This window comes from Armatimonadota bacterium (assembly GCA_036504095.1).
Classification (GTDB): Bacteria; Armatimonadota; DTGP01; order JAKQQT01; family JAKQQT01; genus DASXUL01.
Window position 1 is genome coordinate 1 of sequence record DASXVS010000068.1, and the last position, 26,680, is coordinate 26,680.

The window sequence follows — 26,680 nt, forward strand, 5'->3', positions numbered from 1 at the left end:
GGAGGTGCCAGTCTGCTATGCCGTTTATGTCCTGCCGAACGTGGAGCGTCAGGCTGGGATCGTTGGGGTCTATGGCTCCGAGGTATGCCTCGATTCGGTTGATCATTCCCTCGTAGCGCTCCGCATCGATAACGCGTTCCGCCGATGTGAGGGGGCGGAGGGTGTACGCCATGCCCTTGCGCTGCCATTTTGCCCCATTGAGGTATCCAGATGCCGCCAGCACGCGGCTGAACGGGGTATTGCGGCAAAGCACCGCGTAAGGCGTCTTACTTGCCGCGTAACGCTTGTCCAGATTGAACGTGTAACCGGTTTGCTTCCCAAGTTCCGATGCCAGGCTGCTGAGCGTCAGGCTGGACTCTTCGATGGTGACCGTTTTCTCGGCGTGAAGGATTACGACATTGGGGTTGGGGCGAACGGGCGGGGGCGGCTTCGTGTCTGAATGGGCCAACTGGGTGACGGCGCCGGCGGCGAACCCTGCAATGGCAACCCCCGCGAATAACGCGCATGGTTTCATCTAATCTCTCCTTGAGCGTGAGCGCGGCCCGAAGCCGCACTCACGCGGTGCGGGATGCAACTACGGGTTGACGTGCGAGTGGACAAATCGAGCGTCGGCAGTATTGTTGCCCTTGGCGTATCCGCTGTTCGAGGTGACCGACGGATCGGGGTATGATGAGGAGGTGATCGTCGTATAGAGGTCTGCGATGTATGAAATGGTACTACCACCGAGTGTGCCGGTTCTCGTCACTGGGTTGGTATATCCAGTGGGAAGCGTACCGTCGTAGTAGTTAACTGTGACTTCGCCGGTGCCAGATGCAGCCGCCGTGAGCGTGGAGAGGGGGGTGATGCCTGCTATTGCCTGCGCGCCTCCTGAAGTATTGTTGTGCGAAGCATATGAGTAGCGGCAGATGTCTACGTTAAGGGTGTTTCCCAGAGGCGCGCCCGAATAAGACAAATCATCTTTAACCCACGAGATACTGAAGGTGTCCCCAAGGTGGCTCGTCGCGTCGGCAATTGCGGTCTTGGTCGTTCCATACACCTGAGTCATTCGCGTTTCGCATTCGGCGTAGGCGTCGTTTACACCCTTGCCTGCTATATCGATGTCTCCACCGGCTCCTCCGCTGCTCGGGGATCCCGAGCTTGACACTCGCGAATCGAAGTTGAACTCATACCAAGCGACCGGGCCAAGGTCGGCGGAATAGGGTCCAGTCACTGCAAAGGATCCACTGCCGGTGCCGGTCGCGTGCGTAATGGTTGGGTCGCCGTCAGACGTTACGCCATTAACTGTCACGGGGTTCCAGTGCCCTGTAACGAAGGTGAATGAGGTCCAACCAGAGCAGACTTCGTATCCGCCAATATAGGCTCGCACCTGTCCAGTGCAGTGTCCGGAGCCGGTGATAAAGACCCCGGCTTTGCCTTCGATGTTGGTTATGCCGCTGGTGGCGGAAAGCGACGCGTTTCCGGATGGCGAGCAGGTCATCTGGAAGTTGATCTGTACTTGGCTGGCTTCATTTCCGTTCTCGTCATAGGCGGTGAATTCCACGTAGTACCGGCATCCACCGTCAGCAATCAGCACGTTCCCGGCGGCGGGACTAACTCTTGTGACATCAATCCGCGATTCGTCCGCCAGCGCGCACGGAAGCGGAGCGCAACAGACGAGGAGGAGGGTCAGGCCGCGAGCCGACGCCGCGCGGGGGGGGTACAGTGCGTGCATAGATCGAGCCCTTTCGTGTTGTGCAAGGAAGTTGCTAGTGGCGAGGACGCCATTGTCCGCGTTGTGAATCGATATATAGCACGTCGTGTTAAATCCGGCAAGTTTATTTTGAACGGTCCGTCATGACGAAGCCAGCCGCGCGAAATGGGCCTCCGCCCTGAAACCCGTGATGGAGAAGATGGGAATGCTGCCAGGGAAATGAGGCAATGAGGAAACGGGGAAACGAGGCGATGGGAAATGAGGGAATTAGGAAACTGCTTCGGTCTGGTAATTTCCCAGTCTCCTCAATTACCCAGTCTCCATTTCCTCGTCTCCCCATTTCACTCCCATGTGGTTACACCACGAATCGGAGGGGGAGTACGTTCGGGATCAGGCCGGCGTCCGCCGCGCGTCCCAGGAACAGCTCTATGGTCTTCCGGCCCTTGTCGCCCATGTCCAGCGTCCAGTCGTTGACGTACATGCCGACGAAGGTGTCCGCGGTCTCGGGGTCCATGTCGCGCGCGAACTGCATCGCGTGCCGCACCCCTTCCGCGCGGTGGTCGAGGCCGTACGCGATGCTGTCGTGCAGTACGCGGTTGAGGGTGTGCTGCAGGTCGGCCGGCAGATCGCGCCGGACGGTATTGACCCCCAGGGGCAGGGGAAGCGCGTACTGCGCGTGCCACCACTCGCCCAGATCGACGACCTTGTGCAGCCCTTCGCGCTCGTGCGTGAGCTGTCCCTCGTGGATAAGAAGCCCGGCGTCCACACGTCCGGCCTTAACCTCGTCCATAATCCGGTCGAACGGCACGATGGTCTTATTGGCGGTAACGCCGTTGTCGGCCAGGTAGAGGTCAAGCGCGAGCGCAGCGCTGGTCATTTTGCCCGGAATGGCGATCGTCTTGCCATTGAGGGACTGGATGCCGGCCGGCTGGGGCGTTACGATCATCGGGCCGTAGTTATCGCCCATGCTGGCGCCGTGTGACAGCAGGTCGTACTTATCCGCCACATAGGCGTAGGCGTGGACCGAGATGGCGGTGATGTCGAGCCGGCCTTCGGTTGCCCACTGGTTGAGGGTTTCGATGTCCTTGAGAATGTGTTCGAACTCGAGGCCGGCGAGATCGATCTTATGCTCCGCCATACCGTAGAACATGAAGGCGTCATCGCTATCGGGGCTGTGTCCGAGGGTTATCTTACGTGTTGTGGTTTCCATATCGCTTTCGTTAGGCAGGAGTCGCGTTGCGCTCGCCATGGACTGTGAGGGCCATCAGGAAGGCCAATCCCATGATAACAGCCGCCGCCAAGTAGGGACGACCGGGGTCCAGGCTCAACCCGCCGGTGACCTTCCCATACAGCAGGCCGCCCGCCAGCGGACCGGCGATGCGCGCCAGGCCGCTCATCCCCTGGCTAGCGCCGAGTGTGAGCCCCATCTCGTTCGGATCGGCCCGCCGGCTGATCAGACTGGTGAGCGATGGATTCACGAAGCCGCTTCCAAACGCCACAAGAGCGAGCGGAAACAGGAGGACGAATGTGTTGGATATGAGCGCCATGCCAAACATGCCGGCCGCCAGTGAAAGGGTTCCGCCGGCGACGAGGATCGTCTCGAGGTTCTTGCCCTTCAACCGGCGGATCGCCCAACCCTGGATGAACGCCATCAAGAACCCGATGTAGGCGAAATACGGCCCGGTGCGGCGCGCCGCGACCGCTGCGTCCACGCCCATTCGGTCCTTCAGATACATCGTAAGGGTTGTTTCGAGGATGGCGAACGCGAAAGTCGCCACGAAGACCAGCACGATAAGTTTGCCCAGCAGCGGATTCGTGAGCGTTCGCGTGATGGCCGACACGCTGAACGTTCGGCCCACGGGCGCGGAATCGGGTTTGCGGCTCTCCGGCAGCGCCTTGTACGCCCAGATCCAGTTGCCAATCGCCAGCGTTCCGGCGGCGATCGCCGGCCAGTGGAAGCCGTAGCGTGCGAGCACACTGCCGATGACGGGGCCGAAGATGAAGCCCAGGCCGAACGCCGCGCCGATCATGCCCATTCCCTTGATGCGGTCTTCGGGAGTGGTAATATCCGCGATATAGGCCTGCGCCGTTGAGATATTTCCGCCCGAGACTCCGTCTATGGTTCTGGAGAGGAATAACAGGACCAGGCCAACGGGCAATCCCCACAGCCACGGCAGATGGTGTTCGGTGAAGATGGGCCGGTCCGCTATGGCAAGGACAACATAGCCCAGAATCGTGCCGCCGAGGCTGACGAGAAGGACGGGGCGGCGCCCGATGCGGTCACTCCAGCGGCCCAGAATGGGCGCGAAGATAAACTGCCAGAACGAGAATGTGGCCATCAACCCGCCGATGATGGCCGGCGAGGCGTGGAACGTGTCCGCATACAGGGGCAGCAACGGGATGATGATCCCGAAGCCGATCAGGTCGATGAACACCGTCAGCACCAGCAGGTGAATGGCGGGGTTCATCGTGGATTTGTGTTCGCTCATGAAGTCCTCAGGCCAAAGGGAGGCGCGCGGAAGTCGGCGCACGTCTCACCATTCTAAACGCTGCGTATCCGACATAGCAACGCCTCGAACGGCCCGATGGTTTCGTCGCGGGGCGACGCGGCGTGGATTCGCGCGCGGCAGGTTCGCCCCGGCCGCGCGGCAAGCGGTATCATGAAATTGAACGCAAAGCTGCGGGGCTCCGCTGCAATGCCTGGTCGAACCGGATAGGGAATCGCCAACTTGAAACACCTGATTTACATCGTCATTGCGGCAGCGGCCCTGGGAGCGTTGGCATTTTGCGACCAATGCGGGGTCGCGGGCCGCGCGCTGGCCGCCGCGGACGCGTTGGCGCCAACCTCACCTCCCCCGGACCTGGTTATCGATTTTCTCGGCGCGTCCAGAGGATTCGTCGAGCCTTGCGGTTGCGTTACCGGCCAGTATGGCGGCATCGCGCGCTGGGCCACGTTTTTGAATCAGTCCCGGAAGGAGAACCCCGCCGAGCTGGCCCTTTTCGCGGGCGGCGTCCGCGTCGGGAAGGGAGACGTCAACGACCAGCAGACCATCGCGCTCTGGAAGGGCTACACGGCGATGGGCTTCAACGTGGCGACTGTATCCTCCGAGGACCTGCCGGACGTGGAGGCGATGCCCGCCGCCACGCAAGCGCTCCTGTCGCTGGCCAACGTCACGAAGATGAACGGAACGGCCATCGCGTCGCCCGTCCAGTACAAAACCGTGACCCTGCGCTCCGGCGCGAAGGTGGTCGTGGCCGTGATCGGGTTGCTGGGTGTGTCGCCCTATGGCACTCCGCCGAACCCCGACAATTCGCCGGCGGAACTGCCGTGGAAGGTCTCCAGCCCCGCCGCGGCGCTCAAGGCGCTGGTGCCGGAGGTCCGCAAGAAGGCCGACATCGTGGTCGTTATGCTGTCCGGCACGCGCGCGCCGGCGCGGCAGTTGGCGAAGGATATTCCGGGAATCGACATCATGATCGCCGGGCTCGAGGGGAACGTGGATCAGGTCGTGGAGTATGTTGGCCCGACCGCGCTCGTGCAGAATCCCGACCGCGGGCGTTTCGCGGGCCACCTGGGCATCACATTGGACAAGGCTAAGCGCCCGGCCGGGTACACGTTGAAGGTTGTTCCCATGGACTCCCGGCTTCCGGACGACCCCGAAATGGCCCAAATCGTCCAGGCCTACCGAAGCCGGCTGACGGTTCCGGCGCCCGACTCGACGCCGCTACTCGAATCGTTCGCCAACTCGCAATGGGCCGGCTCCTTCGTGTGCGCGTCGTGCCATGAGAAGGAATTCGCGCAGTGGAAGCTGACCAAACACTCCGTGGCGATGGTGGCGCTTGAGAAGAAAGATGGCGGGCAGCCCTCGCGGCGCATCGACTGCGTTCCGTGCCACGTGGTTGGCTATGGCAAACCGGGCGGCTACGTGATCGATCTGCCGCGCGCGGCTCTGCGGGGTGTCGGGTGCGAGGACTGTCACGGCGCCGCCGCGGAGCACGTCAACGCCCGCCAGAAGGGTGTAACGGATACATCGAAGCTCATCCGCGTTCCCGTTAAGGCCGATTGCGTGACGTGTCACAACCGGGATAACAGCCCGAACTTCGACTTCAGGACGTACATGAAGCGCATCACCCACACGTTGGCCGCGCCCGCTGCGTGATCGGCGGCACAGGCTTCCGCATCAGCCGGGATGCGCGTCACGCCCGCGAGAGCCCGTAATCGCACATGTCCACGCGGATGAATTCCGCCATCAGCGGGTCGCGCTCGTGCAAGGCCTTCCAGAGGTCCTGGGCGATACGGCGGTAACTGGCGTGTCCCTGTTTTCCTGAGCGGAGGCTGATGAAGTGGTGCAGCTCACGCAGGTTCCAGGTGAACAGGACGCGGACCCTGCTGGCGAGGGGGAGCACATAGGACGCCGCGTCACGGTCCACCGGGACCAGTGTCTGGTAGGCATTCGACGCGCGTTCCATGCACTCTGCAAAGATGTCTGAGAGGCCGAACTCGGCGATTTCCGGCGGCGTCGAGTATCCCCAGGCGTCCGTTAGGCGCTGGCGGCTCTGGGTGGCCATACGGTGGCGCTGGATGTCCCGGAACGCGCCGAAATCCAGGGTGATTTCAAACGTGTAGTAGAGGTGCTCGAGCGCGCGGATCGGCTGGTCGAACCGCGCCCGAAAGCCGCCGCTCTCCTCGCCGCGAACGGCGACCTCGATGATCTCCCGTCGCTTTTCGGGGCCGAGCGCTTCGACTGCCTGGCGGACCTCCGCCCACGGCCGTTCGCTGTGTTCATAGACAAGCGCGGCCGCCAGGTCGAGCTCCGGGTTTGCCGGGCCGGACACCAGTGATACGTGGTCGCCCTGACACGACACCGCGCCGCCCGCCGACGGGCCAACGGCTTCCGCAAGGGAATCCAGCGCCTCGCCCGATTCCACAAGATAGGGGCTTCGGGCAGCATATTTGATGAGGGTCGGCACAACGATCTGGGCCTCGCGCTTCATCGATTCGCCGAGGTCGCGGCACTCCTGCAAGGGGTGCGACATCAACTTTGCGAGAAGGTGCTCCAGCGTGCGGGCGTTGGCCGTGATGCCGATGTTGGTTCGCGTGGAAGTGGGAAGGATGTACCTCAGGACGTCGCATGCGGCTGCCTTGCACGCCGTATCCCACCCTCGTTGCGACTGTTTCTCGGTGCGCGGGCGGCGTTTTCGGACCTCTTCGATGACGCCCGGCATCAGGGACGCGTAGGTTCCCAGGAGGAAGCGACAGGCTTCCCGGTACACGGTCGAGTCGGCGAAGCATGGAGGCGCATAGTAGCGGTCTTCGTCAAAGACGACGTAGCGGGTGGATTTTTCCGTGAAACTGGCGAGCCGCGCGTCCTCAATGACCTTGCTGGCCAGAATGCTCACGTCCTCCACCGCGAGGTGGACAACCGCGTGTTCCGCCACCGACGAGTGCCCATAGCCGACGACCCATTTCTCGTGGAACTCGCGGGCTTTCTCCCTCGCCCGAGCCAGATCGACGTCTTCGGTCTCGCCGGCCCCGACCGCGATATCGCCGTCTTCCGCGAGTTTCGCCAGGTTCTCCCGCAGGCCGCCGGTGCTGCGGCTGTAATACGCGAAGAGAACGGCAACCACTTCCTCCGGCAGGTTCCGCAGCGCAAACACCGGCCGGTCCAGGTTGGTCACATAGGGCGTAAGTGTGGACGTGTCCATCATGTCTACATCACCGGCTTCGGCAGTTCAAGTGCGGTTTTATGGTCGGCCGTGATCGCGCACACGCGGAATCGGCGGCCTTCGGGGAACGTGATCGATTTGAGCGATTTCCCGGCGTCAACGGGGAGTTCGTATATGTAGAGGTAGGCGTGTGACCCGGCGTCGTCGCCCTTCACGGAGCGTCGGTAGGTGCAGGCGAGGCCAACGGTCTCGCCGTGCTTCGGCCCATCGGTCCAGGCGCTGAACTGGAGCGGGACATCGGCGGAGGAACCGTCCGCGTAATTGAGGCGGAACGTCCCCGAGGAATCCTGGGTGGCGGCGCCGAGGATGAACAGGCGGTTGTAAGCGCCCACTCCAACGGGGAGCGTCTGGCCCCGGGACAGGATGAAGTTGCGGTCGCCGTCGCGTTTGGGTGAGAATCGGAACGGAATCCGGCGGGTGCTGCGGGCTCCAATTGTGTCAACGGGACCGAAATACCCGGCGGGGTAGAGCACCGGCGCAACCCCGGGCGGGTAGGGGCCCTGCGGAGCCGACGACATCTTGAGCGGAGGCTGAACGTCCGGCGGGAACTGCTCGCCCGGGTATGTGAAGCCATCGGCGAAATCGCCATCCCCCGGCTCGCCTTCCGAGGCCACACCGTCCACGTCAAACAGGCCCGTGAGATCCACGGGACGCAGGTTTCCCCCCACGATATTCACGTAAGTGAGACTGGTGTCGAACCCGGCGGTTCCCGGCAGGGTAGAGATCCACTGCTTGCCATCCCAGACGTCCACGGTGAAGACGTATGCGCCGGCGGAGGTGGGCGCGGTGGCGTTCATATGGACCAGCGTTTCCTCGCCCGGTTTCAAGTCGTTCGGAATGGCGGTTTTCTGGCTGTCCCACAGCGCTTCGGTGCCGTCCCAGTAGAACCAATGGTAGCCGACCTTGAATTCGGACGCTTTCCAGGTAGTCGGCCCGATGTTGCGAACGGCCGCGCGAACGTCCAGATCCGTCCCCGCCGGCCACGATGGAGGCACGCTGCTTCCAAACGGGAAGTGCGCCACTTCCAGCAGCGGGAGGATATTGGCGGCGCGACGCACGGGAGCGCCGGGGCCTTCCAGGACGGGCAGAGGCTGTCCGGCGAGAACCACATCGAACATCAGCGACACCGGTACAGGCGCGTCTGCCGTTGACTTAGCCGGTGAGATGGTCAGCGAGACCGCCTCGCTCATCCCGCCCGGAGTTACCTCAGCGGCCATGGGAGCGCTGACGCCGGTCCCCAGCCCGGTGTCACCGTTCTCCGAAACGAGTTTCCAGGAGATGGCCGTACCCTTTGGCCACGTTGCCGGGCCGTCATTGCGGACGACGATCCGGCAGGTCGACCCGGCGCCCGCCATCAGGTAGGGCGACGCGTCGCAAGTGATCAGGCGCGCTTCGGGCGCCGGGGGTGTGCCGACGGTAACCGGTATCACGGCGGCTGGCGCGGCGAACGGTGTGAAGGCGGGCGTGTTGGGCTGGAATGAAGATTTGAAGAACTCAATCCGGAGTTCGTACTTGCCGTCCGGCAGCGGCGTCCCATCCTGCCTGGCGGTCACGGCCGCGACGGGGACCGTCAACAGGCCCATGACGGGGACCTTCTGCATCACCGGCAGTTTGGGGCCTTCCTCGATCAGCTTGCCGTCCTGATACCAGGAAGCGCTGAAGCTGATATTACCGCGGCCCCACTGTTCCAGCGAGCCGTTCTGAACCACGATTTCGATGGGAATGACGGATTTGGGAAGCATGATCTCGGGCGCGTTCACGCGAAGCGCCTGGGTGACCAGGCCGGATTCGCCGCGAAACTGGAGCAGTCCGGCCATCGTCTCATCCTGGTCGCGAACGCCGTAGTCCCGCGTGGGGGCAACGGCGGTGCCATGCCCGAAGTCATTCCATGATTCGATGATGATCCAGTCCGTGGACCCCTTGAACAACGTGCGCCAGTCATCGATCATCGTGGTGCCGGCATTGCGAGACCGCACGATTGGAGCGGGGCCGTCAAGGCCGGAGTCGTTGTAGCCGGGTCCGATGGACGCAATGGAAATCGCGCCATCGCGGTTGACGTTGAGGCCGTGGCTTTCGTTGAACGTGGTGTAGGCGTCAAGCGAGCCGATGAGCGGTTTCCAGTCGGCCTCGGCGATCCAGAGCAGCGACCGGCCAAAATCCGCGCGGAACTGAGTGTTGCAGTAGTCATGCAGCGCGGGAGAGACGCCCTTCAGGCCACCCGCGGAGCCAACGCTCAGGATGCAGGCGGGGCCGCCGGGTGTCTGGACGAGAGCCCGGAATTCCTCGGGGACATGCCGGAAGAACCGCTTGATGCCGTTGTAGAAGGCGGCCTTGCCGGCGGCGGTGGAAACGTCCAGCGGGTCCGCGGCGGAGCCCAGAGAGGCCGTGTCGAAGAACATCCCGATGAGCGGGTAGTCCTCGTGATCCCTTTTCAGTTCCACCAGGGCCTGCGTCATGCTGTCCAGGCCCGCGGTGGCGTATCCGTTCAGCGCGGCGGTGTCTGCCCGGAAGACCGGCAGAGCGACGTCGATCCCGGCGTGGCGCATCGTTGTGAGGTTGTCCCGGTGCCACATAGAGTGTCCGTAGCCGAACCACGGGCCGATTCCGACCATCGGGCGGACGGCAAATACGGATTCGCCCTGGGGCCCGCGTGTGGGGAGTCCGGCGGGGAGCGGTTTGCGCGTATCCGCCTGGTATCCGTAGAAATATCGCGTCAACGCGAAGCGCTGAGGCGTGGGGGAAGCTGCGTGAGTGGAGACGGCGGCTAAGATGGCGGCCGTAAGCGTCAGACCGAGGAGACGGAGTTTCATCAAACGGGACTCTCCCTTGCGGGGCGCGATATCCAGGCGCCGGCAAAACATCACAATTCAGGTGCTCCAACCTTGCTGTGAGGCAACCGATGGATGACACAATGGTGCATCCATTCTAGACTAGTTTGGACAAGGGGAGCCGGGTGGACGTCCACCAGCAACCCGATATAGCGGCCGGCGCGCTTATCCGTCGTCCGGCCGCGCTCTCATACATACAGAGGAGCCCGATATGGACCCATCGCGCCCTGCTGCAAATGTCTGGACTGTCAGGCGCAAACCGGTTGACATCCAGGGCAGACTGATGATCCGTCTGGATTTTCAATTGGTGGACTGGGAGATCACGGTCCATCACGCCATGTGCAAGACGGTTGAAGAGGCGGATGCGGAGTGCAGCCGCCTTCATTCCGACATCTCTCAAATGCTGGACGGAGCCTTCCGAAGGAAATACCGCATCGCTCACGATCTTCGAGGCGGTTTCTGAGGCGGCAAATTCGAAAAGGGGCGGTCCATTCGGGCCGCCCCTTTCCCATGAAAAGCGGGCGGCGGTGGGTACGGCGGCCTCACTCACGATCATGTGCCGGCGGGCTTTGACCCCCTCACGGCGCAAACGATAGAATGTCGTAGGAACCGCGCTCCCGCCGGTTCCTTCTTTGTATGTGGGCGGCCGTTCGGGGCCGGCGTTTCGGAGTTGTGACAAACCATGTTCCTTTTCGGCGGTCAGAAGGTCCTGCCCAACGGGCATCTTGAAATCGGCGGCTGCGATGCGGTGGCGCTCGCGGCGGAGTTCGGCACTCCCCTGTATGTGCTGGACGAAGACGCCGTTCGCGGCCAGATGCGAGATTACGTACGGTCCTTCAACGAGCTCTATCCCACGACCGTGGCCTATGCCGGCAAGGCGTTCCTCACCACCGCGATGGCGCGAATCGTTGAGCAGGAAGGCCTGAACCTGGATGTCGCCAGCGGCGGGGAACTCTACACGGCGCTGAAGGCCGGTTTCCCGGCGGAGCGCCTGGTTTTCCACGGGAACAACAAATCCGACGCGGAACTGGCGATGGGCCTGGACGCGAACGTCGGGTGCTTTGTGCTGGACAATTTCCACGAACTGGAACGGCTGGCGGACCTCGCGGCCCAGCGCGGCGCCGTGGCGCGCGTGATGATCCGCTGTACCCCCGGCATCGATCCGCATACGCACCGCCTCATCCGCACGGGCCAGGAAGACACGAAATTCGGGTTGAGCGTGAAGGACGGCGCGGCCCTCGAAGCGGCCAGACGCATCTGTGGCGCGCCTTCGCTGACCCTTGAAGGGTTTCACTGCCACCTGGGTTCCAACCTGATGGATGCTTCCTCGCATGTAGAGGCGCTGGACGTGATGGCGCGCTTTGTCGCCGAGACGCAGCGCGAACTCGGCGTTGAAGTAGGCCGGCTGGACCTGGGGGGCGGCCTGGGCGTCCGCTATCTACCGGAACACGCGCCGATCTCCGTGAAGGAGTTTGCCGCGAAGGTCGTCGGAGCGCTGGTCGAATCGCTCGATCGCTATGGCGCCGGACGGCCGCATCTCGAACTGGAGCCCGGGCGCAGCATCGTCGCGGAGGCGGGGACAACGCTCTACACCGTTGGCGCGGTTAAGGAAGTCAGCATCCCGGAAGCGCCCGGCAAGCGCATCTACGTTGACATCGACGGCGGCATGAGCGATAACCCGCGGCCGCAGTTGTATGAAGCGCGGTACCACGCCTTTCTCGCGGACGCCGCCGGGTCGCCTGCCGATACCACGGTGACGATTGCCGGGAAGCATTGCGAGACGGACATCCTGATCTGGAACGTTGTGATGCCCAGGCCGAAACCGGGCGATCTGCTTGCCGTGCAAACGACCGGCGCGTACAACTATGCGATGGCGAGCAACTACAACCGACTCACGCGGCCCGCGGTGGTACTGGTGAAAGATGGAAGGGCCGACGTCATCGTTCGACGGGAGTCGCTGGACGACCTGGTACGGAACGACTTGATTCCCGACCGGCTGAAGTCGGCGTCCTAGAGCTGCGGCGGCTCGCACCTATTGCAGCCCGGGTCTCGGCGCCGGGCGTTTTCCGGTGACTATGCGCGTCCTGTTCGACCCCAATCTGGAAGCTAGCCTGCGGGCCATCGGCCGGGCGGCCGATGACGCCGGCGCGCGCGCATGGGTGGTCGGAGGCGTCGTACGGGACGCGTTGATCGGGGCGCCGATCACGGATATAGACGTCACCATCGCCGGCGATGCGGAGGGTGTGGTCCGCCGGCTGGGCGTGGAATGGAATGCGGAGTTCGAGCAACACGACGCGTTCTCGACGGCAACTCTGACAGCGCCGGGAACTCCGAGAGTAGATGTGGTCCGCGCGCGAAGAGAGACGTACGCGCATCCGGGCGCGCTGCCGGACGTCGTTCCCGCCGGCATCGCCGAAGACCTGGAGAGGCGGGACTTCTCGGTCAACGCCATGGCCGCCGATCTCAGAGCGGACTGTTTCGGCGAAATGCTCGATCCGATGAATGGGAAGGGCGATCTGGAGCGTCACACGCTCCGGATTCTCCACGCGGGGTCTTTCGCAGACGATCCGACGCGCCTGTTCCGCGCGGGACGGTACGCGGTGCGGCTCGGGCTGGAGCCGGATGCGGCGACGGACGAGGCGGCGGCGCTGGCGGTTCGCGACGGCGCTTTGGGGACGATCTCGGCGGATCGCCGCCGGCGCGAAGTCGAATTGATGCTGGGTGAGCCGCGTTGGGCGGATGCGATCGCATGGCTCAACCGTTGGGGCGTGTGGGAGGGCATCGCGCCTTGCTGGATGCCGTGCGCGCCCATGCTCCGGCGGGCGGACGTGGTGCGGGCCTGGGCGCTTCGCAGCGTGGGGGAAGGTACGTCGGAAGCCGCCGATTTGCGTTGGCTGGTGCTCCTGGCTGCAACGATGACGCCGGTCGCCGAGGTTATGGCGGTAAAACCGGCCGAGTTGCGCCTTGTTCACAGCGTGTGGAAGGCCATTGAGTCCCTTTCAGACGTGGACGGTCCCGCGTGGTGGCGCCAAATGGACGACATGCCGATGATCGCATTGCTGGCGGCGACGGCGTTGTGCGGAAGCGATTCGGAGAAAGCGCGGTTGACGGGCTACATCGCGTCGGTGAGGAATAAACGATTGACCATTACCGGTGACGACCTTCTCGCGCACGGCGCACGGCCGGGCCCGGCGCTGGGACTCGCGCTGAGTCTCACACTGGACGGCCTCAGAACGGGCCGGCTGAACGGAGCGGAGGCTGAATTGAAGTATGCTATGAACGCGTGGCGGGAGAATGCCGGCGCCGGGGGACAATCCTGATGGTGTGGGACCTCCTTAGGGAGCCCCACTTCTCGTGGGTCTGGCTGCTCGGGATTCTGGTGTCCTTCGCGGTCGTTGTGATCGCCATTACGGTGCACGAGTTCGCGCACGCGCTGTCCGCGCGCTCATACGGTGATGACACCGCAACGGCGCACGGCCGCCTGTCGCTGAACCCACTCAGCCACTACGATCCGGTCGGCAGCACCTTGTTTCTGCTGTTCGGGTGGGGTTGGGCGAGGCCGGTGCCGATCAACACGCATCGGATGCGCAATCCCCGGCTGGACGGGATTCGCTGCGCCCTGTGGGGACCGTTCAGTAATATCCTGATGGCGACAGCTGCCGGCCTGCTCCTACGGTTTGTCCCCAGTATGCCTGCCGCGGCGGCGGCGGTGCTGGCGACCGTCGTGTATTTGAACCTGTGGCTGGCGTTCTTTAACCTCATCCCGTTTCCGCCCCTCGATGGATCGCGCATCGTGACCAATCTCCTGCCCGATGAGACCGCCATGCGCTGGGAACGGTTCGCGCAGCGGTACGGATTTCTCATCCTGCTGGGCCTCTCGTTCATGTTTCCGGGTGTCCTCAGTACCATCGTGGGCATCCCGGTCTTCATGGGATCCTGGGCCGTTACAGGGATGCCGCCTTCCGATTTCATGGCCCTCATAGCGTTCTTCAGATAGAGATGAGTTACGTTGTAGACTTACCGGTTTTCCAGGGGCCCCTCGACCTTCTGCTGCACCTCGTGCGGCGCAACGAGATGGATATCTACGATATCCCGATCGCCGCCCTCGCGGACCAGTACATGGCGACGCTGGGGGCGATGGAGGACCTGGATCTCAACGTGGCGGGCGAGTTCCTGGTGATGGCCTCCACCCTTCTGGAGATCAAATCGCGGATGCTCCTGCCGCTTCCGCCGCCCGACCCTGAGACCGGGGAACCGGAGGACCCGCGCGCGGAGCTCACGAGGCGCCTGCTCGAGTACCAGGCGTTCAAGGCGGCGGCCGAATCGCTGCGCGAGGTGGAGGCGTACAGCGCCCGGTTCTATGGACGCGCAGGCACGGAGGTGCTTTCGGATTACCCGTTCGACGGCCCCATCTACAGGAATGGAACCGTGGATGGCCTGATGGCCGCGCTCCAGCGGATGCTGGAAGAGGCCGCGTCGGACCTGAGCATGCCCGCGCCGCTTCCGCGGGACCGGTGGACCATACCGCTGAAGATGCGCGAACTGGCGATTCTGCTGCACCATCACCCGGACGGGGTCTGGTTCCGGGAGACGATCCCGCCGCACGCGGACCGCATGGAGATCATCGTGACGTTTCTGGCCCTGCTGGAGATGCTGAAGCGCGGTCGCATCCGCATGAAGCAACGAAACGTGTGGGGCGACATCCGCCTGCTCCAGATTCCGGCGGCCCAGCCGCTCGATACGGCGCCGGCCCAGCCGGTTCAAATCGCCCTGGTGGAGGTTGCGGCGTGAACGGAGCGCCTCTCAGCCGAATCGCCGCCGCCATCGAGAGCCTTCTCTTCGCGTCATCGGACCCCCTTACGGTGGAGCGCCTTGGAGAGATTCTCGAGGTTGGCCCCGATGACATCGTGGAAGCCCTCGGTTCACTGCTCAACGGGGCGTACGAGTCGCGCGGTTTGACCGTCCTCGCCGTCGCGGGCGGTTATCAGATGTGCACAAATCCCGATTTTGCGCCCTACGTTGGCCGTTTGCTCGCGCCGCCTCCGCCGCGACTCAGCCGCGCGGCGATGGAGACGCTGGCCATCGTGGCGTATCGTCAGCCGGTCACGCTGCCCGAGATCGAGGCCATCCGGGGGGTGGATGCGAGCGGGGTGGTGAAAACGCTCACCGAACGCGGGATGCTTCAGGACGTCGGCAGGAAGGAAACTGTCGGCCGCCCGACGCTCTATGCCACAACGCCGGCCTTCCTGCGGCATTTCGGGCTCAACGACCTGAGCGACCTCCCGGATATGCCGGACTCGCTGGAGGAGGACGAGCCCGAGGACGATCCGCAATTGGCGCTGCCCGATGCGGCGATGGGAGAACGTGACGAATGACGAAATGGGTGAGCGCCCTCGCTGTCCTGCTGTCGGCGGTCACGTCGGCGCGTCCTCAGCCCGCTCCGCCGGATATCCTGTCGCCGGCCGGCATCCTCGTGGAGGCGAAGACCGGGAAGGTGCTTTGGGCGCACAACCCAGACCAGCAGCGCCCGATGGCGTCCACGACCAAGATCATGACGGCCCTCCTGGTGCTCGAGTCCGGCCGGCTGAACGAGACCGTGCAGGTGTCCGCGAAAGCGGCCAAGGTTGCGGAATCGTCGCTCAATCTCAAGATGGGTGAGCATCTGACGATGGATGACCTTCTTCACGGCATCATCATGCGGTCGGCGAACGACGCGTGCGTGGTGGCCGCAGAGCACCTCGACGGGAGCGTTGGCGCATTCGTGGCGCAGATGAACGCCCGGGCGGCGCAACTCGGGTGCAAGCATACGCATTTCGCAAATCCCAACGGCCTGCAGGCTACGGGCCATTACAGCACGCCGCGGGACCTGGCGACCATGGCGAGAGCGGCGATGGCCTATCCCGTGTTTCGGGACATCGTCAGCACACCGGACTATACTATCGAGCGGGACATCAACAAGTACGACCGGGGACTGAAGGCGCGCGACCACTGGTTCCTGACGCATTACGAGGGCGCGGACGGCGTGAAGACCGGCTACACGCGGCAGGCAGGGCACTGTTTCGTGGCGTCCGCAACCCGTGGGGGATTCCAGCTGATCTCGGTGCTGATGCACAGTCCGAACATCAAGAAGGAGACGCGCGCGCTCCTTGACTGGGGTTTCGCCAATTATAGGGGCGGCGTTGCCGCCAAGCCAGGGCGCCCGTTGGCCGAGGCGACTGTGACGTCGGGCAGCGCCGCGAGCGTGCCGGTGGGCGTGGCGTCGCCGGCATATGCGGTTGTGCCGAAGGACGCGGGAGCAGTGCTGGTTCAGCCGGAGTTCAAGCCCGTGCGGGCTCCAGTCACAGCGGGCCAGGTTGTGGGACGCGCTGTGCTGGTGGCGGACGGGCGCGCCGTCGGGCACGTGGACCTCATTGCGCTCAACGAGGTTGACCTGTCGCCGTGGCGCAAGGCCGGGCGGGTTGCGGTTGTCGTGCTTTCACTTGGATTAGGGGGCGCCATCGTTGGAACGGCTTCAAAAGTTGCTCGCCGCCGCCGGCGTCGCCTCTCGGCGCGCCGCCGAAGACCTGATCCGCGCCGGGCGCGTGTCCGTGAATGGGACGACGTCTACCCTCGGTGACAGAGCCGACGCGGAGAGCGATGTCATTACCGTGGATGGGCGGCCCATCCCGCCGCCCCGGGCGCATGTCTACGTGATTCTCAACAAACCGGCAGGCTACGCCTGCACGCGCTACGATCCCCATATTTCGCGGACCGTCTACGATCTTCTGCCGATAGAAATGGAAACGCTTTTCACCGTTGGACGCCTCGATGTCGATACCGAGGGCCTGCTGCTCCTGACGAACGATGGCGAGTGGGCCAATAATATCGCCCACCCGCGGACGCACGTTCCCAAGACCTACCTGGCGGACGTGTACGGCGAAGTCACGCCGCAAAGCCTCGACGCGTTGCGGTGGGGCATCCCGCTGGAAGAGGGGGTGACCCTGCCGGCCCTCGTGCGGGAGGTATGGCACCGGCCGTCCGAAGGGCGCTCCCGGTTGCAGATCGTCATCTCGGAGGGCCGCAAACGGCAGGTGCGTCGGATGCTCGATTATGTCGGACTGCGGGTGGCGTGGCTGGAGCGGGTGGCCGTCGGGTCGCTTCACCTTGATGACCTGCCGGTTGGCCGATGGCGCTACCTGGATGAGAGGGAAGTGCTGAGTCTGAAGGCGGAGGCTAACGGATGACCCGTCTGCTCGCGGTGGCGCTCGCGTGCGCCTGCGCAGCGGGCTGCGCGCCGAAACCCGGTCCGCGACCGGCCGTCCAATCGACCGCGGTTCCGGGGCGGATCGTTTCCATCGCTCCGAGCGTCACCGAGATGCTCTTCGCCGTCGGCGCGGGGTCCAGGGTCGTCGCCACCGATGATTACTCGAACTACCCCGCGGAAGCCGCGGCGCTGCCGCGCGTAGGCGGGATGGCCCTCAATTATGAACGGATCGTTGCGCTGAAGCCGGACCTCGTGATCGGTGTGTCCGACCTCCAGGGCGCATCGCTCGACCGGCTCGGCAAACTCGGCATCCGCACCCTTCGGCTGGACACCACATCCTACGCGAAGACGGTCAGCGCGATCCGCACAGTGGGCGGCGCCACCGGCTACGCAATCGGCGCCGAGCGAGTGGCCGGACGGATGGAGGACGCGCTACGCGCGGCCCGGCGCCCAGGCATCAGGAGATTCCACCGCATCCTGGTGGTGGTCGAGGCGTCTCCCAAGCTCTTCGTGGCTGGGAAAGGGACGTTCTTCGACGGGATGCTGGAGAGCGTCGGGGTGGCGAACGCCGCCGAGACGGCAGGATTCCAGATGATCTCGCTGGAGGGGCTCATCGCGTTGAAGCCGGACCTGGTGGTCACCACCACCGCGGCGGATACCGCCACCGTTTCCGGGCTCCTTTCGCGCGCGCATCTGAAGACGCCCGTCGTGACCGCTCCGCAGGACTCGTTCGTGCGCCCGGGGCCGCGCCTCGCGGATGGCCTGGCCTGGCTTTCGAAGGCGGTGCGTGAGCCGGTGGCGTCGCGATGAGGCGGGTCTACCTGGTTTTTTGCGGACTTGTTCCGGCCGTCCTCGTCGCCGTTGTCGCCGGCACATCCATTGGCGCCGCTCCGATCCCCATATCCCACGTTTTAGATTTGCTGCTGTCCTCTCACGCGCGCGCCGCGGACCCGGCCGGCGCCCAGATACTCCTCGAACTGCGCTTGCCGAGGGTGCTGGCGGCCATATTGGCGGGCGCCAGTCTCAGCGTTTCGGGGTGCGGCCTCCAGGCGCTCCTGCGCAACCCGCTCGCCGACCCGTACGTCCTCGGCGTGTCCGCGGGCGCATCCCTGGGTGCGGCCATCGTCATCGCCGCGGGGGTGACCATGGCGCTCTCCGGACTGGCCGTGCCGGGCGCGGCCATCCTGGGAGCGGTGCTGGCAACGGCGCTCGTGTTCGGGGCCGCCCAGTCCCGCGGGGCACTGCCCGGCACGGTGCTGCTTCTTGCCGGTGTTGTAACGGCGTCGGTACTCGGTTCGCTGGTGTCCATCGTGCTGTTCGCTTCCGCCGGAAGCGACCGGATGCAGCAGATCGTGCTGTGGACGATGGGAGGCTTCGGCGAGGCGGATTGGCCGCGCGTTCTGGCCGTCCTGCCCATCACGCTCGCGGGCTCCCTGCTGCTCTGGGCGCTGGGGCGGGACATCAACCTGCTTTCGTTCGGGGAAGATCCCGCGCGGTATCTTGGCGCCAATGTGGAGAATCTGAAGCGGGGGATTCTCATCGTTTGCGCGGTGCTGACGGGCGGCGCCGTGGCGCTTGGGGGCGTGATCGGATTCGTCGGCCTGATCGTGCCGCACGCCTGCCGCAAGATCGTGGGGCCGAATCATCGCGTCCTGCTTCCGGCGTCGTTCCTCGCGGGCGGCGCGTTTCTTGCCCTGGCCGATCTTGTGGCGCGCACATTTTACGCGCCGACCGAACTACCGGTCGGGCTTCTGACCGGCCTTATCGGGGGCCCGTTCTTCCTGGCTCTGATGCGCAGTGCGCGGGGCGGCAAGTAGCAATGGCAACCCTTCGCATCCGGCAGGCGGCCGTTACATTCGCCTCGGTCCCCGCGCTTGATGACGTCACGCTGGAGGTCGAGCGAGGGGAGTGGCTGGCGCTGATCGGTCCGAATGGCGCCGGCAAGACGACCCTTCTCCGCGCCATCGCGGCCGCCATACCGCTGGATTCCGGGGTGGTGATGCTGGGTGATGACGATGTGGCGCTCTTGAAACCGCGCGCGCGGGCCCGTCGCATGGCCGTTGTGCCGCAAGAGCATACGAGCGTTAGGGGTTGGACCGTCGAGCAAATCGTCGCTCAGGGCAGGGCGCCACACCTGGGCGCCTGGCGGTCGGAGGGGCACGCGGACCTGGAAGCGATCGCGCAGGCGCTTCGCGATACGGATACCGCGGCGCTGGCGGAGCGAGAGGTGGACACGCTGTCCGGGGGGGAGCGGCAGAGGGTGTATTTGGCCCGCGCGCTGGCGCAGATGCCGGTGATCCTCCTCCTGGACGAGCCGACCGCGTTTCTCGATCTCCAGTACCAGTGGGAGATGCTGGAACTGGTCCAGCGGGTGCGCCTGGAGCGCGGGATCACGGTGGTATCCGTTCTGCACGACCTCAATCTGGCGGCGGCGTTTGCGGGCCGCATCGCCCTGTTGAAGGGCGGCCGCATCCTGTCCATGGGGACGCCGGAAGCGGTGCTGACCGAAGACACCATCCGCCGGGGTTACAATCGACGGGTGTCGATCAGCCGCCACCCGGCAACCGGACGGCCGATTGTGATCTCGTGGCCCAGTGAGCACACCCCGATCCGGCATTCGCGGGTCCACGTGGTCAGCGGGGGAGGTTCCGGAGCAGCCCTCATCCGCCGCCTGGTGGCGGACGGCCACACGGTCACCGCGGGCGCATTGAACGTCGGCGATACCGATTGGGAGGCGGCGCGGGCGCTGGGCGTTGAGACGGCTGAAGAGGCGCCGTTCTCTCCGCTATCCCGGACATCGCTGGATCGCGCGGAGGCGCTCATCCGGGAGGCCGACGCCGTGTTGGTTGCGCCGATGCCGATCGGGCCCGGAAACCTTGACAACCTTCGCCTCGCCAAAGAGGCCGCGGAGCGCGGCCAGCGGGTTCTGCTGGTGGGCCAGTTGGACGTCAGCCGCGATTTCACCGGCGGGAAGGCCGTGAGCCTTTGGGACGCAGCCGTCCGGGTTGGCGCGGAAGAGGTGCCGGATTCGGCCCGGGCCACGAGCATCCTTGCCGACACCGGCGCCGGGATGCAGAAAGGGCCCCGCTCTTGAAGAAGGGGGCCCGATTCGATGGAGGCGTGGATCGGAATCGAACCGATGGATCACGGTTTTGCAGACCGTTCCCTTAGCCACTTGGGTACCACGCCACAACGATATGAGGCGGCACGCGAGCGTACCGCCGTGCAGTCAGTATACCTCGGGTCGTCGGTTGGCGTCAACCGACACGTCTGCCGGCCGGGGCACCAGAGGCGGGCATAAGCGTGAGAGTGGCACGCTACTTGCGCGTCTGCAATTCCCGAATCTCCTGCTCGAGCCGATCAATCCTGGTCTGCTGGGCCTTGATCGCCTCGACCAGCACCGGGACGATGTTCTGATAGGCAACCGACTTGTAGCCGTCGGGGCCGTTTTCCACGACGCCCGGTAGGACCTTCTCTACTTCCTGTGCCACGAAGCCGATCTGGCTCCCTTTCGCGAAGCCCTTCTCCGGAAATGCAACGTTATTCCAGTCGAATGTGACTCCACGCAGTGAAAGGACGGACTCGAGCCCGTTCGCGATGGTGTGAATGTTGTTTTTGAAACGCGCATCGGAAGCCAGCGCCATGCCATTGGCGCGGACGAACCCAATAGCGTTGATGTCGCCATTGACTTCCAGTGGGTAATGAGGGTTGGGGAGGCCTATGCCTACCCGACCATCATGCGTAAACCTGATGTTTTCGTGCAGGGCGGCGCTGGAGCCGTATCCGAATGCAATATCGGAGGCACTTGTATCCGAGCACCTGTAGGAGATTGGCCTGGACGCCCAATCCCACGGTTGAAACGCCATCTGCGGCGGTATACAAAGCGATCTTATCACCCACGGAACTTGCGAACGTAAGAGGAAAGCCGGGGTTCGTCTGGTTGATGCCGACATTTCCCACGTCGGTGATCCTAAGTCGCTCACTTGAGCCCACCCGAAACGCGAGGTTAGCGGCTGGCGTAACCTCGTTGTAGGCTATCTGGCCTGGGTAAAACCCCCCGGCATCAGCGAAGTTGATGGCACCGAGCGTTACGCTGCCGGGCGCCAGGTTCTTCAATTCCAGAACCGAGCCGTTCGAAGCGTTTGTGCTGACCAGCCTCGCCTTTGTCTCCCGTGACAAGACGTCCAACTGGTACGACGGATAGACTCCGATGCCCAGTTTGTCGTCCGCTGTCAAAACCGCTCCCAAACCGCTTCCCGGGGCAATGTTGAGAGCTGTGCTGTCACCGTAGAGCATCCACGAGGTGTCATCAGCCAGGTTCTTCAGTGAGATCCAACTTCCCACACCATTGGACCGCACCGACAATGGAAAGGTGGGCTTCAGCGTCCCGATGCCTACCATACTTCCCGCGTCGGGAGCCGTGGGGTTTGTCACAACAATCGCGTGCTCCGTTATCATCCCGCCGCTCGGCCTTACCCACGTTTGAAAATACATGTCCGAGACAGGCACCGGAGTTCCGCCAGCGTACATCATTCCGTACGGATATTCGTTAACATCAACTGCGTACACAGCGGTGGTGTCGGTGGAAAAGGCAACAGTGTATTCCTGCCCCGCCGTGACCGGCCAGCTCGTTCCGCTTAACCCCCAAAGGTACATTTTCGAATCGCTTGCAGAGTTGCTCACGGACGAAGCTTGGATCGGTGTTCCAACTGGAGCGTTTCCAGCGTACAAGGAAATAGTGGCGGTGAATGAGCCCGCGGCCGCCAAAGACATCCGCCAATTCACAGATGAGAGCAGACCGGTATAAGCCGGCCTGAAGGATTGGGCAATTACGTAACCCGGAGGACCCAGGATTCCGGTCGAATAACTCGAATCGGTTTGGTCAAGCACAGCATCAGTGGATGAGGTTGGAACCTGGACTGCCAGATCGAACGCACCGAACGGCCTTGCCACGCCGATCCCGACGTTCCCTGCCGAATCCACATTCACGTTCGGCAACGCGAGAGCAAATGGCACAGCGGCCAGTGGGACCCGCGGCGACATTTCCGGGTCCCCATTGACAGAGACCCCGACGTAGCGTGGGCTATCAAACGGCAGCGACAGCGGGTTCGTGGCTCCGAGCGTCGTGGAGACGAGTCCTTTGGTGACGTTGACCGTCAGGGTTTCGGACCAAATGGGGGAGCCGCCCGAGGCTGCACCATACAAGCTGAACGTCGCGTTGAGCGGTCCTTCGAGGGGGATTCCAGCGGGCTTCATGACTATGGCCTGGAATGGAATGGTGCGCGGCACATCGGCGCTGCACGTTGGCAAGAGCCAGCAGAAAACCACAGTAAGGGGCAAACTAACGCGCGTTCTCATACAGACCTCTTCCGGGACGAATCTGATCCAATGTTGGGTCGGGCGCATTGGCGTCGCTCGTGCCTATGGCTTCCATTCTATCACGTATGTCTGCCAGCCGTACATCCCGCGTAATCCCGCGGAAACCGCCTGTCGGTACGAATGTTGGCCGAGGCAAGCGGGAGCATAGTCGGCGCTTTGGCGGAACCGACTGCCGCTTGCTAACATGGGGTCAGGAGCCGTCCGGTTTCCCCGGCTCCGCGCCCGAGAAAGGGTTATGCCACCGTGAAAAGGTATCTTGCCTGCACCGCGCTGATCTGTGTTCTCGCGCCTGCCCTCGCTTCCGCAGCCGAACCGCTGTCCGCCACCGATATCGTCACTCGCATGCGTCCCAGCATCGTGACACTCAGTATTCTGGACCCGGATAAGCAGAAATCCTCCGGCAGCGGAGTGTTCCTCACCGCCTCGGGGCAGATACTGACGTGTTTTCACCTGATCTCGAACGCCAAGACCGTTTCCGCGTTGCTGCCGGATGGGACGTCGGCGCGCGTGACGGGCGTTCTTTCATCCAGCCGCGCGCAGGACTGGGCCGTTCTGCAATCCGACGTCCGCAACGCCGTTCCTGCTCCGCGCGGAAAGCCTGCCCTGCTTCGCCAGGGCGATCGCGTTTATGCCGTTGGAGCGCCCGCCGGTGGTCCGGACCCTGAAATCGCGGAAGGGGCTGTGTCCCGGATCCGGGATACGCAGGGCGCCGGGCTGTACCTTTGGACCACCGCACCCGTCGCCACTGGAAGCAGCGGCGGCCCGGTTGTCAATGCGAACGGCGAGGTGGTCGGCATCGCCGCCTTCCGGATGCCCCAGGGAGACAACCTGGTGTTCGCGATCGGGATCGGAAACGTGGAGTCTCATTGGAAGGGGACAGAGCGGGCTCGCCCATTCGCCGCCGCGTCGGCGGAGATCAGAGGAAATGTACCCGTCCCTTCACCGCCGGATGACCCCACGGAGGCGCCAAGGCTGTTCGCGGACGGGCTCGCGGCGCTTCCGGGCGACGGCGCCACGCTGAGCGAGAAGGAAACCGCTTACAGGAGCGCGCTGACGTTCTTCGAAAAGGACGACCGCTTGTGGCCCAATGACGTGGATATCAGGTTCCAGGTGGCTTACTGCTACGGCGCTCTTGGAGAGACGGCGAAGGCGATTGCGGGCTTTCGAACGGTTATCCGATTGCAGCCGCTCGACCCGATACCGCATTTCAACCTGGGTGTCGTATTGGCTAACGCCGGCCGCACCGGCGAGGCGATCGTGGAGTATCGCACGGCCATACGCCTCAAGCCGGATTACGCGATGGCTCACAATAACCTGGGCGTGATGCTCCGGCGACTCTCGCGCAATGACGAAGCAATGCAGGAATACCGGACAGCAATCCGCAACCAGTCCGACCTCGCGGAAGCGCATTTCAACCTCGGCCTGGCGCTGCGCAAAGCCGGACGGGCGGACGAAGCCGTCGCCGAATATCGTACCGCCATCCGCTTCAAACCCGGATTCGACGCAGCCCACTTCAGCCTGGGCGTGGCGCACAGTGAAGCCGGGCGCACCGATGAGGCGATCGCCGAGTACAAAGAGGCTCTCAGCGCAAATCCGGATTACGTGCAGGCTTATTTCGGCCTGGGCAACGCCCTTTACCTCAAGAGTCGGACGGACGATGCGGTTACCGAGTACGCCGAGGCGATCCGGATCTGCCCTGAGTATTCGGCGCCGTGCTTCCGCCGCGGCGTCGATCTCGACGACGTTGGCTGTACGGATGACGAAATCGAACTGTACCGGGCGACGATCGAGGTCAAATATGACTTCGCGGAAGCCCAGTATTACCTCGGAAGCGCCCTGAGCCGACTGGGGCGCACCGATGAGGCGATCACGGAGCTTACGACGGCTATTCGGATCAAGCCGGAGTATGCGAACGCACACCTGGGGTTGGGCATGGCGTATCTGGCGAAGGGCGATCATTCTTCCGCCTTGAAGGAATACGGCATTCTGAAGAATCTCGACGCGGAGAAATCGAAGGCGCTGTTCGACCTTATCTATCCGCCGGGCGTCAAAGCGCACACGGGCTAGGCAAGCGAGCACAGTAGAACGGGCGGGACGCCCGAATCTGTGGTCAACGGGCGGGACGCCCCAATTCTGTGGTCAACGGGCGGGACGCCCGTTCTACTAGTTCATTTAGCCTGAAACGGAGCATCGTTCCGCCATAACGAATACGGCCCCGGGTGCTCAGCCCCCGGGGCCTTTTGTCGCCGGCGACCCCTCCGGACGCAAGCACGGCCCACGCGTGATTTGCGCTCTCAATCCACCGCGAATTGGCTCGAAATGTGCACGCACAATCGTTGCGGGGTTTGGGGAGCGCTTTCTCCGTCGCACCGACGCTGCAGAATGTCACGCGGCATTCACTTTGGCGTCGCAGGCTGACACGAATTGGTACCCCTGGCCAATTCGGTGGACAACGGAGAATCACATACGAGTATATCTCGTCTCAAAGGGTCTTGACTGGCCATCGCCATCGCGTTGGCGACGGAGCCCCAACGGCTTTGCGTCACCGACAAGCCCTCATTTAGGAAAGGCAAAGTCATGAAATGCAATCGGTTGGTTTGGTCTGCGGTCATCGCGGCATCTGTCTCGGGTTCGCTTCTTCTTGGGGCGATGCCGGCGAAGGCAGGCACGGTGGCCCTCTGGCGGTTTGAGAACGGTCCGGCGGATGCGCCGGTGGCCCATCTTTCGGGCGTTAACGGCCAATGGTCTGCCGATGTAGCGGACAGCTCCGGCAACGGCAACGCCCTGTCGGTCTGGAGCACGGGTGGCGGCGGCGGTTATGCGTACAAGAGCGATGTGCCGTTTTCCACCGTTCCCCAGACAGGCGCTCCCAATAACTTCAGCGTGAAAAACACGGGCGGCGGCCCGGCCATGTGGAACAACACCCTGCGCGGCTGGACTCCCTCCGCGTTCACGATTGAAGCCTCCTTCAAACCCGAAAACGGTGGCTGGCGCACCCTCGTCGGCCGCGACAGCCGGGGCGCCGGAACACAGCCGGGCGCCAACCCGGACGAGTCGGCGCTGTATTTCCAGATCCGCCCGGACAACAGCGTTGCCATGACATTCGAGGACGTCATGGGATTCCGTCATTCGGCCGGCTCGGTCGCCGGATTGATACACGGGTTCGATTGGCCCTCGGATCATGACGGCCTCAAAGGGACGTGGTACAGCATGGCCGGCGTCAGTGACGGCGCCATGTTGTCGCTCTACCTGAAAGACGTCTCGGCGGGGACCGGTTACCAGTTGGTCGCCCAGACGGACATGACGCTGTCCGGCAGCACAAACACGGCGTTTACCGCGGGTTTGGGCAGTGCAGGCGACTGGACCGCGGGAGACTTCTCCGTGGGCCGCGGACTGTACGCCGGCGGGCACGGTGACCGCGCATACGGTTTCATTGATGAAGTTCGCCTGTCGGATACCGCACTGACTCGGGACCAGTTCACCTCCGTCCCGGAACCCGGCTCATTGGCGCTGCTCCTCGTGGGCGCATTGCCGCTGCTTCGCCGCCGCCAGTCGGCGCGCTAAGCCCTCCTCATCCAGCCGTCGCGCGACGGCCGCCCCATCGCGATATCCATCGCGATGGGGCTTTTTCATGGGCGGGTCACCGGCCCGCCTCGGGGATCGAGACCGTACTTGGCCGCGGCGGGATTCCGGCCCGCCGAACGCACCAAACGCCGCTCCCGCGAACTCAGGACCCAGCCTCAACTCACGTCGCGCTCGTTTCCCTGGAAGAGCCAAAAACTACGCAGGGGGCGCCCGATTGGGCGCCCCCCGCGT

General features: G+C 63.8%; 23 protein-coding genes and 1 tRNA gene. 15 read left to right on the forward strand and 9 right to left on the reverse strand.

Annotated elements, in window-relative coordinates:
* The 4 genes from VGM51_14950 to VGM51_14965 form a co-directional block, all read right to left on the reverse strand.
* Positions 1-514, reverse strand: a 514-nt coding sequence (locus VGM51_14950) for a hypothetical protein (protein ID HEY3414334.1), incomplete at its 3' end; no start/stop codon positions are given.
* Positions 515-574: 60 nt separating this feature from the next.
* The gene (locus VGM51_14955) at positions 575-1,711 is read right to left on the reverse strand and encodes a hypothetical protein (protein HEY3414335.1); all 1,137 of its coding nucleotides are present in this window, start codon (positions 1,709-1,711) and stop codon (positions 575-577) included.
* Positions 1,712-2,045: 334 nt separating this feature from the next.
* Positions 2,046-2,900, reverse strand: a complete 855-nt coding sequence (locus VGM51_14960; protein ID HEY3414336.1) for an MqnA/MqnD/SBP family protein — start codon at positions 2,898-2,900, stop codon at positions 2,046-2,048.
* Positions 2,901-2,910: 10 nt separating this feature from the next.
* A complete protein-coding gene (locus VGM51_14965; protein HEY3414337.1) occupies positions 2,911-4,179 on the reverse strand; it encodes an MFS transporter in 1,269 nt (422 codons plus the stop codon).
* Between the two features lie 240 nt (positions 4,180-4,419).
* Here VGM51_14965 and VGM51_14970 point away from each other — a divergent pair, with 240 nt between their 5' ends.
* Positions 4,420-5,847 (forward strand): multiheme c-type cytochrome, encoded by a 1,428-nt coding sequence (locus tag VGM51_14970; GenBank protein ID HEY3414338.1) that lies wholly within the window; start codon positions 4,420-4,422, stop codon positions 5,845-5,847.
* A 37-nt stretch (positions 5,848-5,884) separates the two neighbouring features.
* On the opposite strand, the gene VGM51_14975 is transcribed toward VGM51_14970, so the two are convergent.
* Together VGM51_14975 and VGM51_14980 are read right to left on the reverse strand one after the other, a co-directional pair.
* The gene (locus VGM51_14975; GenBank protein HEY3414339.1) at positions 5,885-7,396 is read right to left on the reverse strand and encodes an FAD-dependent thymidylate synthase; all 1,512 of its coding nucleotides are present in this window, start codon (positions 7,394-7,396) and stop codon (positions 5,885-5,887) included.
* A 2-nt stretch (positions 7,397-7,398) separates the two neighbouring features.
* Complete coding sequence (locus tag VGM51_14980) at positions 7,399-10,224, reverse strand: hypothetical protein (GenBank protein ID HEY3414340.1); 2,826 nt, start codon at positions 10,222-10,224, stop codon at positions 7,399-7,401.
* Positions 10,225-10,453: 229 nt separating this feature from the next.
* On the opposite strand from VGM51_14980, the gene VGM51_14985 reads away from it, so the two are divergent.
* From VGM51_14985 to VGM51_15035, 11 genes are all read left to right on the forward strand, one after another.
* On the forward strand, positions 10,454-10,705 hold the full coding sequence (locus tag VGM51_14985; GenBank protein ID HEY3414341.1) for a hypothetical protein: 252 nt from the start codon (positions 10,454-10,456) through the stop codon (positions 10,703-10,705).
* Between the two features lie 219 nt (positions 10,706-10,924).
* Positions 10,925-12,256 (forward strand): diaminopimelate decarboxylase, encoded by a 1,332-nt coding sequence (lysA, locus tag VGM51_14990; GenBank protein HEY3414342.1) that lies wholly within the window; start codon positions 10,925-10,927, stop codon positions 12,254-12,256.
* Positions 12,257-12,317: 61 nt separating this feature from the next.
* A complete protein-coding gene (locus VGM51_14995) occupies positions 12,318-13,562 on the forward strand; it encodes a hypothetical protein (GenBank protein ID HEY3414343.1) in 1,245 nt (414 codons plus the stop codon).
* The gene (locus VGM51_15000) at positions 13,562-14,239 is read left to right on the forward strand and encodes a site-2 protease family protein (GenBank protein ID HEY3414344.1); all 678 of its coding nucleotides are present in this window, start codon (positions 13,562-13,564) and stop codon (positions 14,237-14,239) included. Before VGM51_14995 ends, VGM51_15000 begins: the two co-directional genes overlap by 1 nt.
* A gap of 2 nt (positions 14,240-14,241) precedes the next feature.
* The gene (locus VGM51_15005; protein HEY3414345.1) at positions 14,242-15,033 is read left to right on the forward strand and encodes a segregation/condensation protein A; all 792 of its coding nucleotides are present in this window, start codon (positions 14,242-14,244) and stop codon (positions 15,031-15,033) included.
* Positions 15,030-15,617: an SMC-Scp complex subunit ScpB gene (gene scpB / locus VGM51_15010; GenBank protein ID HEY3414346.1), complete on the forward strand. Its 588-nt coding sequence runs from the start codon at positions 15,030-15,032 to the stop codon at positions 15,615-15,617. The genes VGM51_15005 and scpB overlap by 4 nt, the downstream gene beginning before the upstream one ends.
* Positions 15,614-16,858: a D-alanyl-D-alanine carboxypeptidase family protein gene (locus VGM51_15015; protein ID HEY3414347.1), complete on the forward strand. Its 1,245-nt coding sequence runs from the start codon at positions 15,614-15,616 to the stop codon at positions 16,856-16,858. The genes scpB and VGM51_15015 overlap by 4 nt, the downstream gene beginning before the upstream one ends.
* The gene (locus VGM51_15020; protein ID HEY3414348.1) at positions 16,761-17,465 is read left to right on the forward strand and encodes a pseudouridine synthase; all 705 of its coding nucleotides are present in this window, start codon (positions 16,761-16,763) and stop codon (positions 17,463-17,465) included. The genes VGM51_15015 and VGM51_15020 overlap by 98 nt, the downstream gene beginning before the upstream one ends.
* Positions 17,462-18,295: a helical backbone metal receptor gene (locus tag VGM51_15025; GenBank protein HEY3414349.1), complete on the forward strand. Its 834-nt coding sequence runs from the start codon at positions 17,462-17,464 to the stop codon at positions 18,293-18,295. The genes VGM51_15020 and VGM51_15025 overlap by 4 nt, the downstream gene beginning before the upstream one ends.
* Positions 18,292-19,302, forward strand: a complete 1,011-nt coding sequence (locus VGM51_15030; GenBank protein HEY3414350.1) for an iron ABC transporter permease — start codon at positions 18,292-18,294, stop codon at positions 19,300-19,302. The genes VGM51_15025 and VGM51_15030 overlap by 4 nt, the downstream gene beginning before the upstream one ends.
* 2 nt (positions 19,303-19,304) lie before the next feature.
* Positions 19,305-20,579, forward strand: a complete 1,275-nt coding sequence (locus VGM51_15035) for an ABC transporter ATP-binding protein (protein HEY3414351.1) — start codon at positions 19,305-19,307, stop codon at positions 20,577-20,579.
* 19 nt (positions 20,580-20,598) lie between these two features.
* Here VGM51_15035 and VGM51_15040 read toward each other — a convergent pair.
* The 3 genes from VGM51_15040 to VGM51_15050 form a co-directional block, all read right to left on the reverse strand.
* Positions 20,599-20,674 (reverse strand) — tRNA-Cys (locus VGM51_15040).
* Positions 20,675-20,802: 128 nt separating this feature from the next.
* Complete coding sequence (locus VGM51_15045) at positions 20,803-21,129, reverse strand: tail fiber domain-containing protein (GenBank protein HEY3414352.1); 327 nt, start codon at positions 21,127-21,129, stop codon at positions 20,803-20,805.
* Between the two features lie 91 nt (positions 21,130-21,220).
* The gene (locus tag VGM51_15050) at positions 21,221-21,943 is read right to left on the reverse strand and encodes a hypothetical protein (GenBank protein ID HEY3414353.1); all 723 of its coding nucleotides are present in this window, start codon (positions 21,941-21,943) and stop codon (positions 21,221-21,223) included.
* Positions 21,944-21,977: 34 nt separating this feature from the next.
* On the opposite strand from VGM51_15050, the gene VGM51_15055 reads away from it, so the two are divergent.
* From VGM51_15055 to VGM51_15065, 3 genes are all read left to right on the forward strand, one after another.
* On the forward strand, positions 21,978-22,292 hold the full coding sequence (locus VGM51_15055; GenBank protein ID HEY3414354.1) for a hypothetical protein: 315 nt from the start codon (positions 21,978-21,980) through the stop codon (positions 22,290-22,292).
* A gap of 815 nt (positions 22,293-23,107) precedes the next feature.
* On the forward strand, positions 23,108-24,931 hold the full coding sequence (locus VGM51_15060; GenBank protein HEY3414355.1) for a tetratricopeptide repeat protein: 1,824 nt from the start codon (positions 23,108-23,110) through the stop codon (positions 24,929-24,931).
* A gap of 510 nt (positions 24,932-25,441) precedes the next feature.
* Complete coding sequence (locus tag VGM51_15065; GenBank protein HEY3414356.1) at positions 25,442-26,428, forward strand: PEP-CTERM sorting domain-containing protein; 987 nt, start codon at positions 25,442-25,444, stop codon at positions 26,426-26,428.
* The last annotated feature ends 252 nt before the right edge of the window (positions 26,429-26,680 follow it).

Coding starts and splice junctions, on each gene's coding strand:
- VGM51_14955 (HEY3414335.1), bottom strand. CDS start 1,711: ATGCACGCACTGTACCCCCCCCGCGCGGCGTCGGCTCGCGGCCTGACC.
- VGM51_14960 (HEY3414336.1), bottom strand. CDS start 2,900: ATGGAAACCACAACACGTAAGATAACCCTCGGACACAGCCCCGATAGC.
- VGM51_14965 (HEY3414337.1), bottom strand. CDS start 4,179: ATGAGCGAACACAAATCCACGATGAACCCCGCCATTCACCTGCTGGTG.
- VGM51_14975 (HEY3414339.1), bottom strand. CDS start 7,396: ATGATGGACACGTCCACACTTACGCCCTATGTGACCAACCTGGACCGG.
- VGM51_14980 (HEY3414340.1), bottom strand. CDS start 10,224: ATGAAACTCCGTCTCCTCGGTCTGACGCTTACGGCCGCCATCTTAGCC.
- VGM51_14985 (HEY3414341.1), top strand. CDS start 10,454: ATGGACCCATCGCGCCCTGCTGCAAATGTCTGGACTGTCAGGCGCAAA.
- lysA (HEY3414342.1), top strand. CDS start 10,925: ATGTTCCTTTTCGGCGGTCAGAAGGTCCTGCCCAACGGGCATCTTGAA.
- VGM51_14995 (HEY3414343.1), top strand. CDS start 12,318: ATGCGCGTCCTGTTCGACCCCAATCTGGAAGCTAGCCTGCGGGCCATC.
- VGM51_15000 (HEY3414344.1), top strand. CDS start 13,562: ATGGTGTGGGACCTCCTTAGGGAGCCCCACTTCTCGTGGGTCTGGCTG.
- VGM51_15005 (HEY3414345.1), top strand. CDS start 14,242: ATGAGTTACGTTGTAGACTTACCGGTTTTCCAGGGGCCCCTCGACCTT.
- VGM51_15015 (HEY3414347.1), top strand. CDS start 15,614: ATGACGAAATGGGTGAGCGCCCTCGCTGTCCTGCTGTCGGCGGTCACG.
- VGM51_15025 (HEY3414349.1), top strand. CDS start 17,462: ATGACCCGTCTGCTCGCGGTGGCGCTCGCGTGCGCCTGCGCAGCGGGC.
- VGM51_15030 (HEY3414350.1), top strand. CDS start 18,292: ATGAGGCGGGTCTACCTGGTTTTTTGCGGACTTGTTCCGGCCGTCCTC.
- VGM51_15035 (HEY3414351.1), top strand. CDS start 19,305: ATGGCAACCCTTCGCATCCGGCAGGCGGCCGTTACATTCGCCTCGGTC.
- VGM51_15045 (HEY3414352.1), bottom strand. CDS start 21,129: ATGGCGCTGGCTTCCGATGCGCGTTTCAAAAACAACATTCACACCATC.
- VGM51_15050 (HEY3414353.1), bottom strand. CDS start 21,943: ATGATAACGGAGCACGCGATTGTTGTGACAAACCCCACGGCTCCCGAC.
- VGM51_15055 (HEY3414354.1), top strand. CDS start 21,978: ATGTCCGAGACAGGCACCGGAGTTCCGCCAGCGTACATCATTCCGTAC.
- VGM51_15065 (HEY3414356.1), top strand. CDS start 25,442: ATGAAATGCAATCGGTTGGTTTGGTCTGCGGTCATCGCGGCATCTGTC.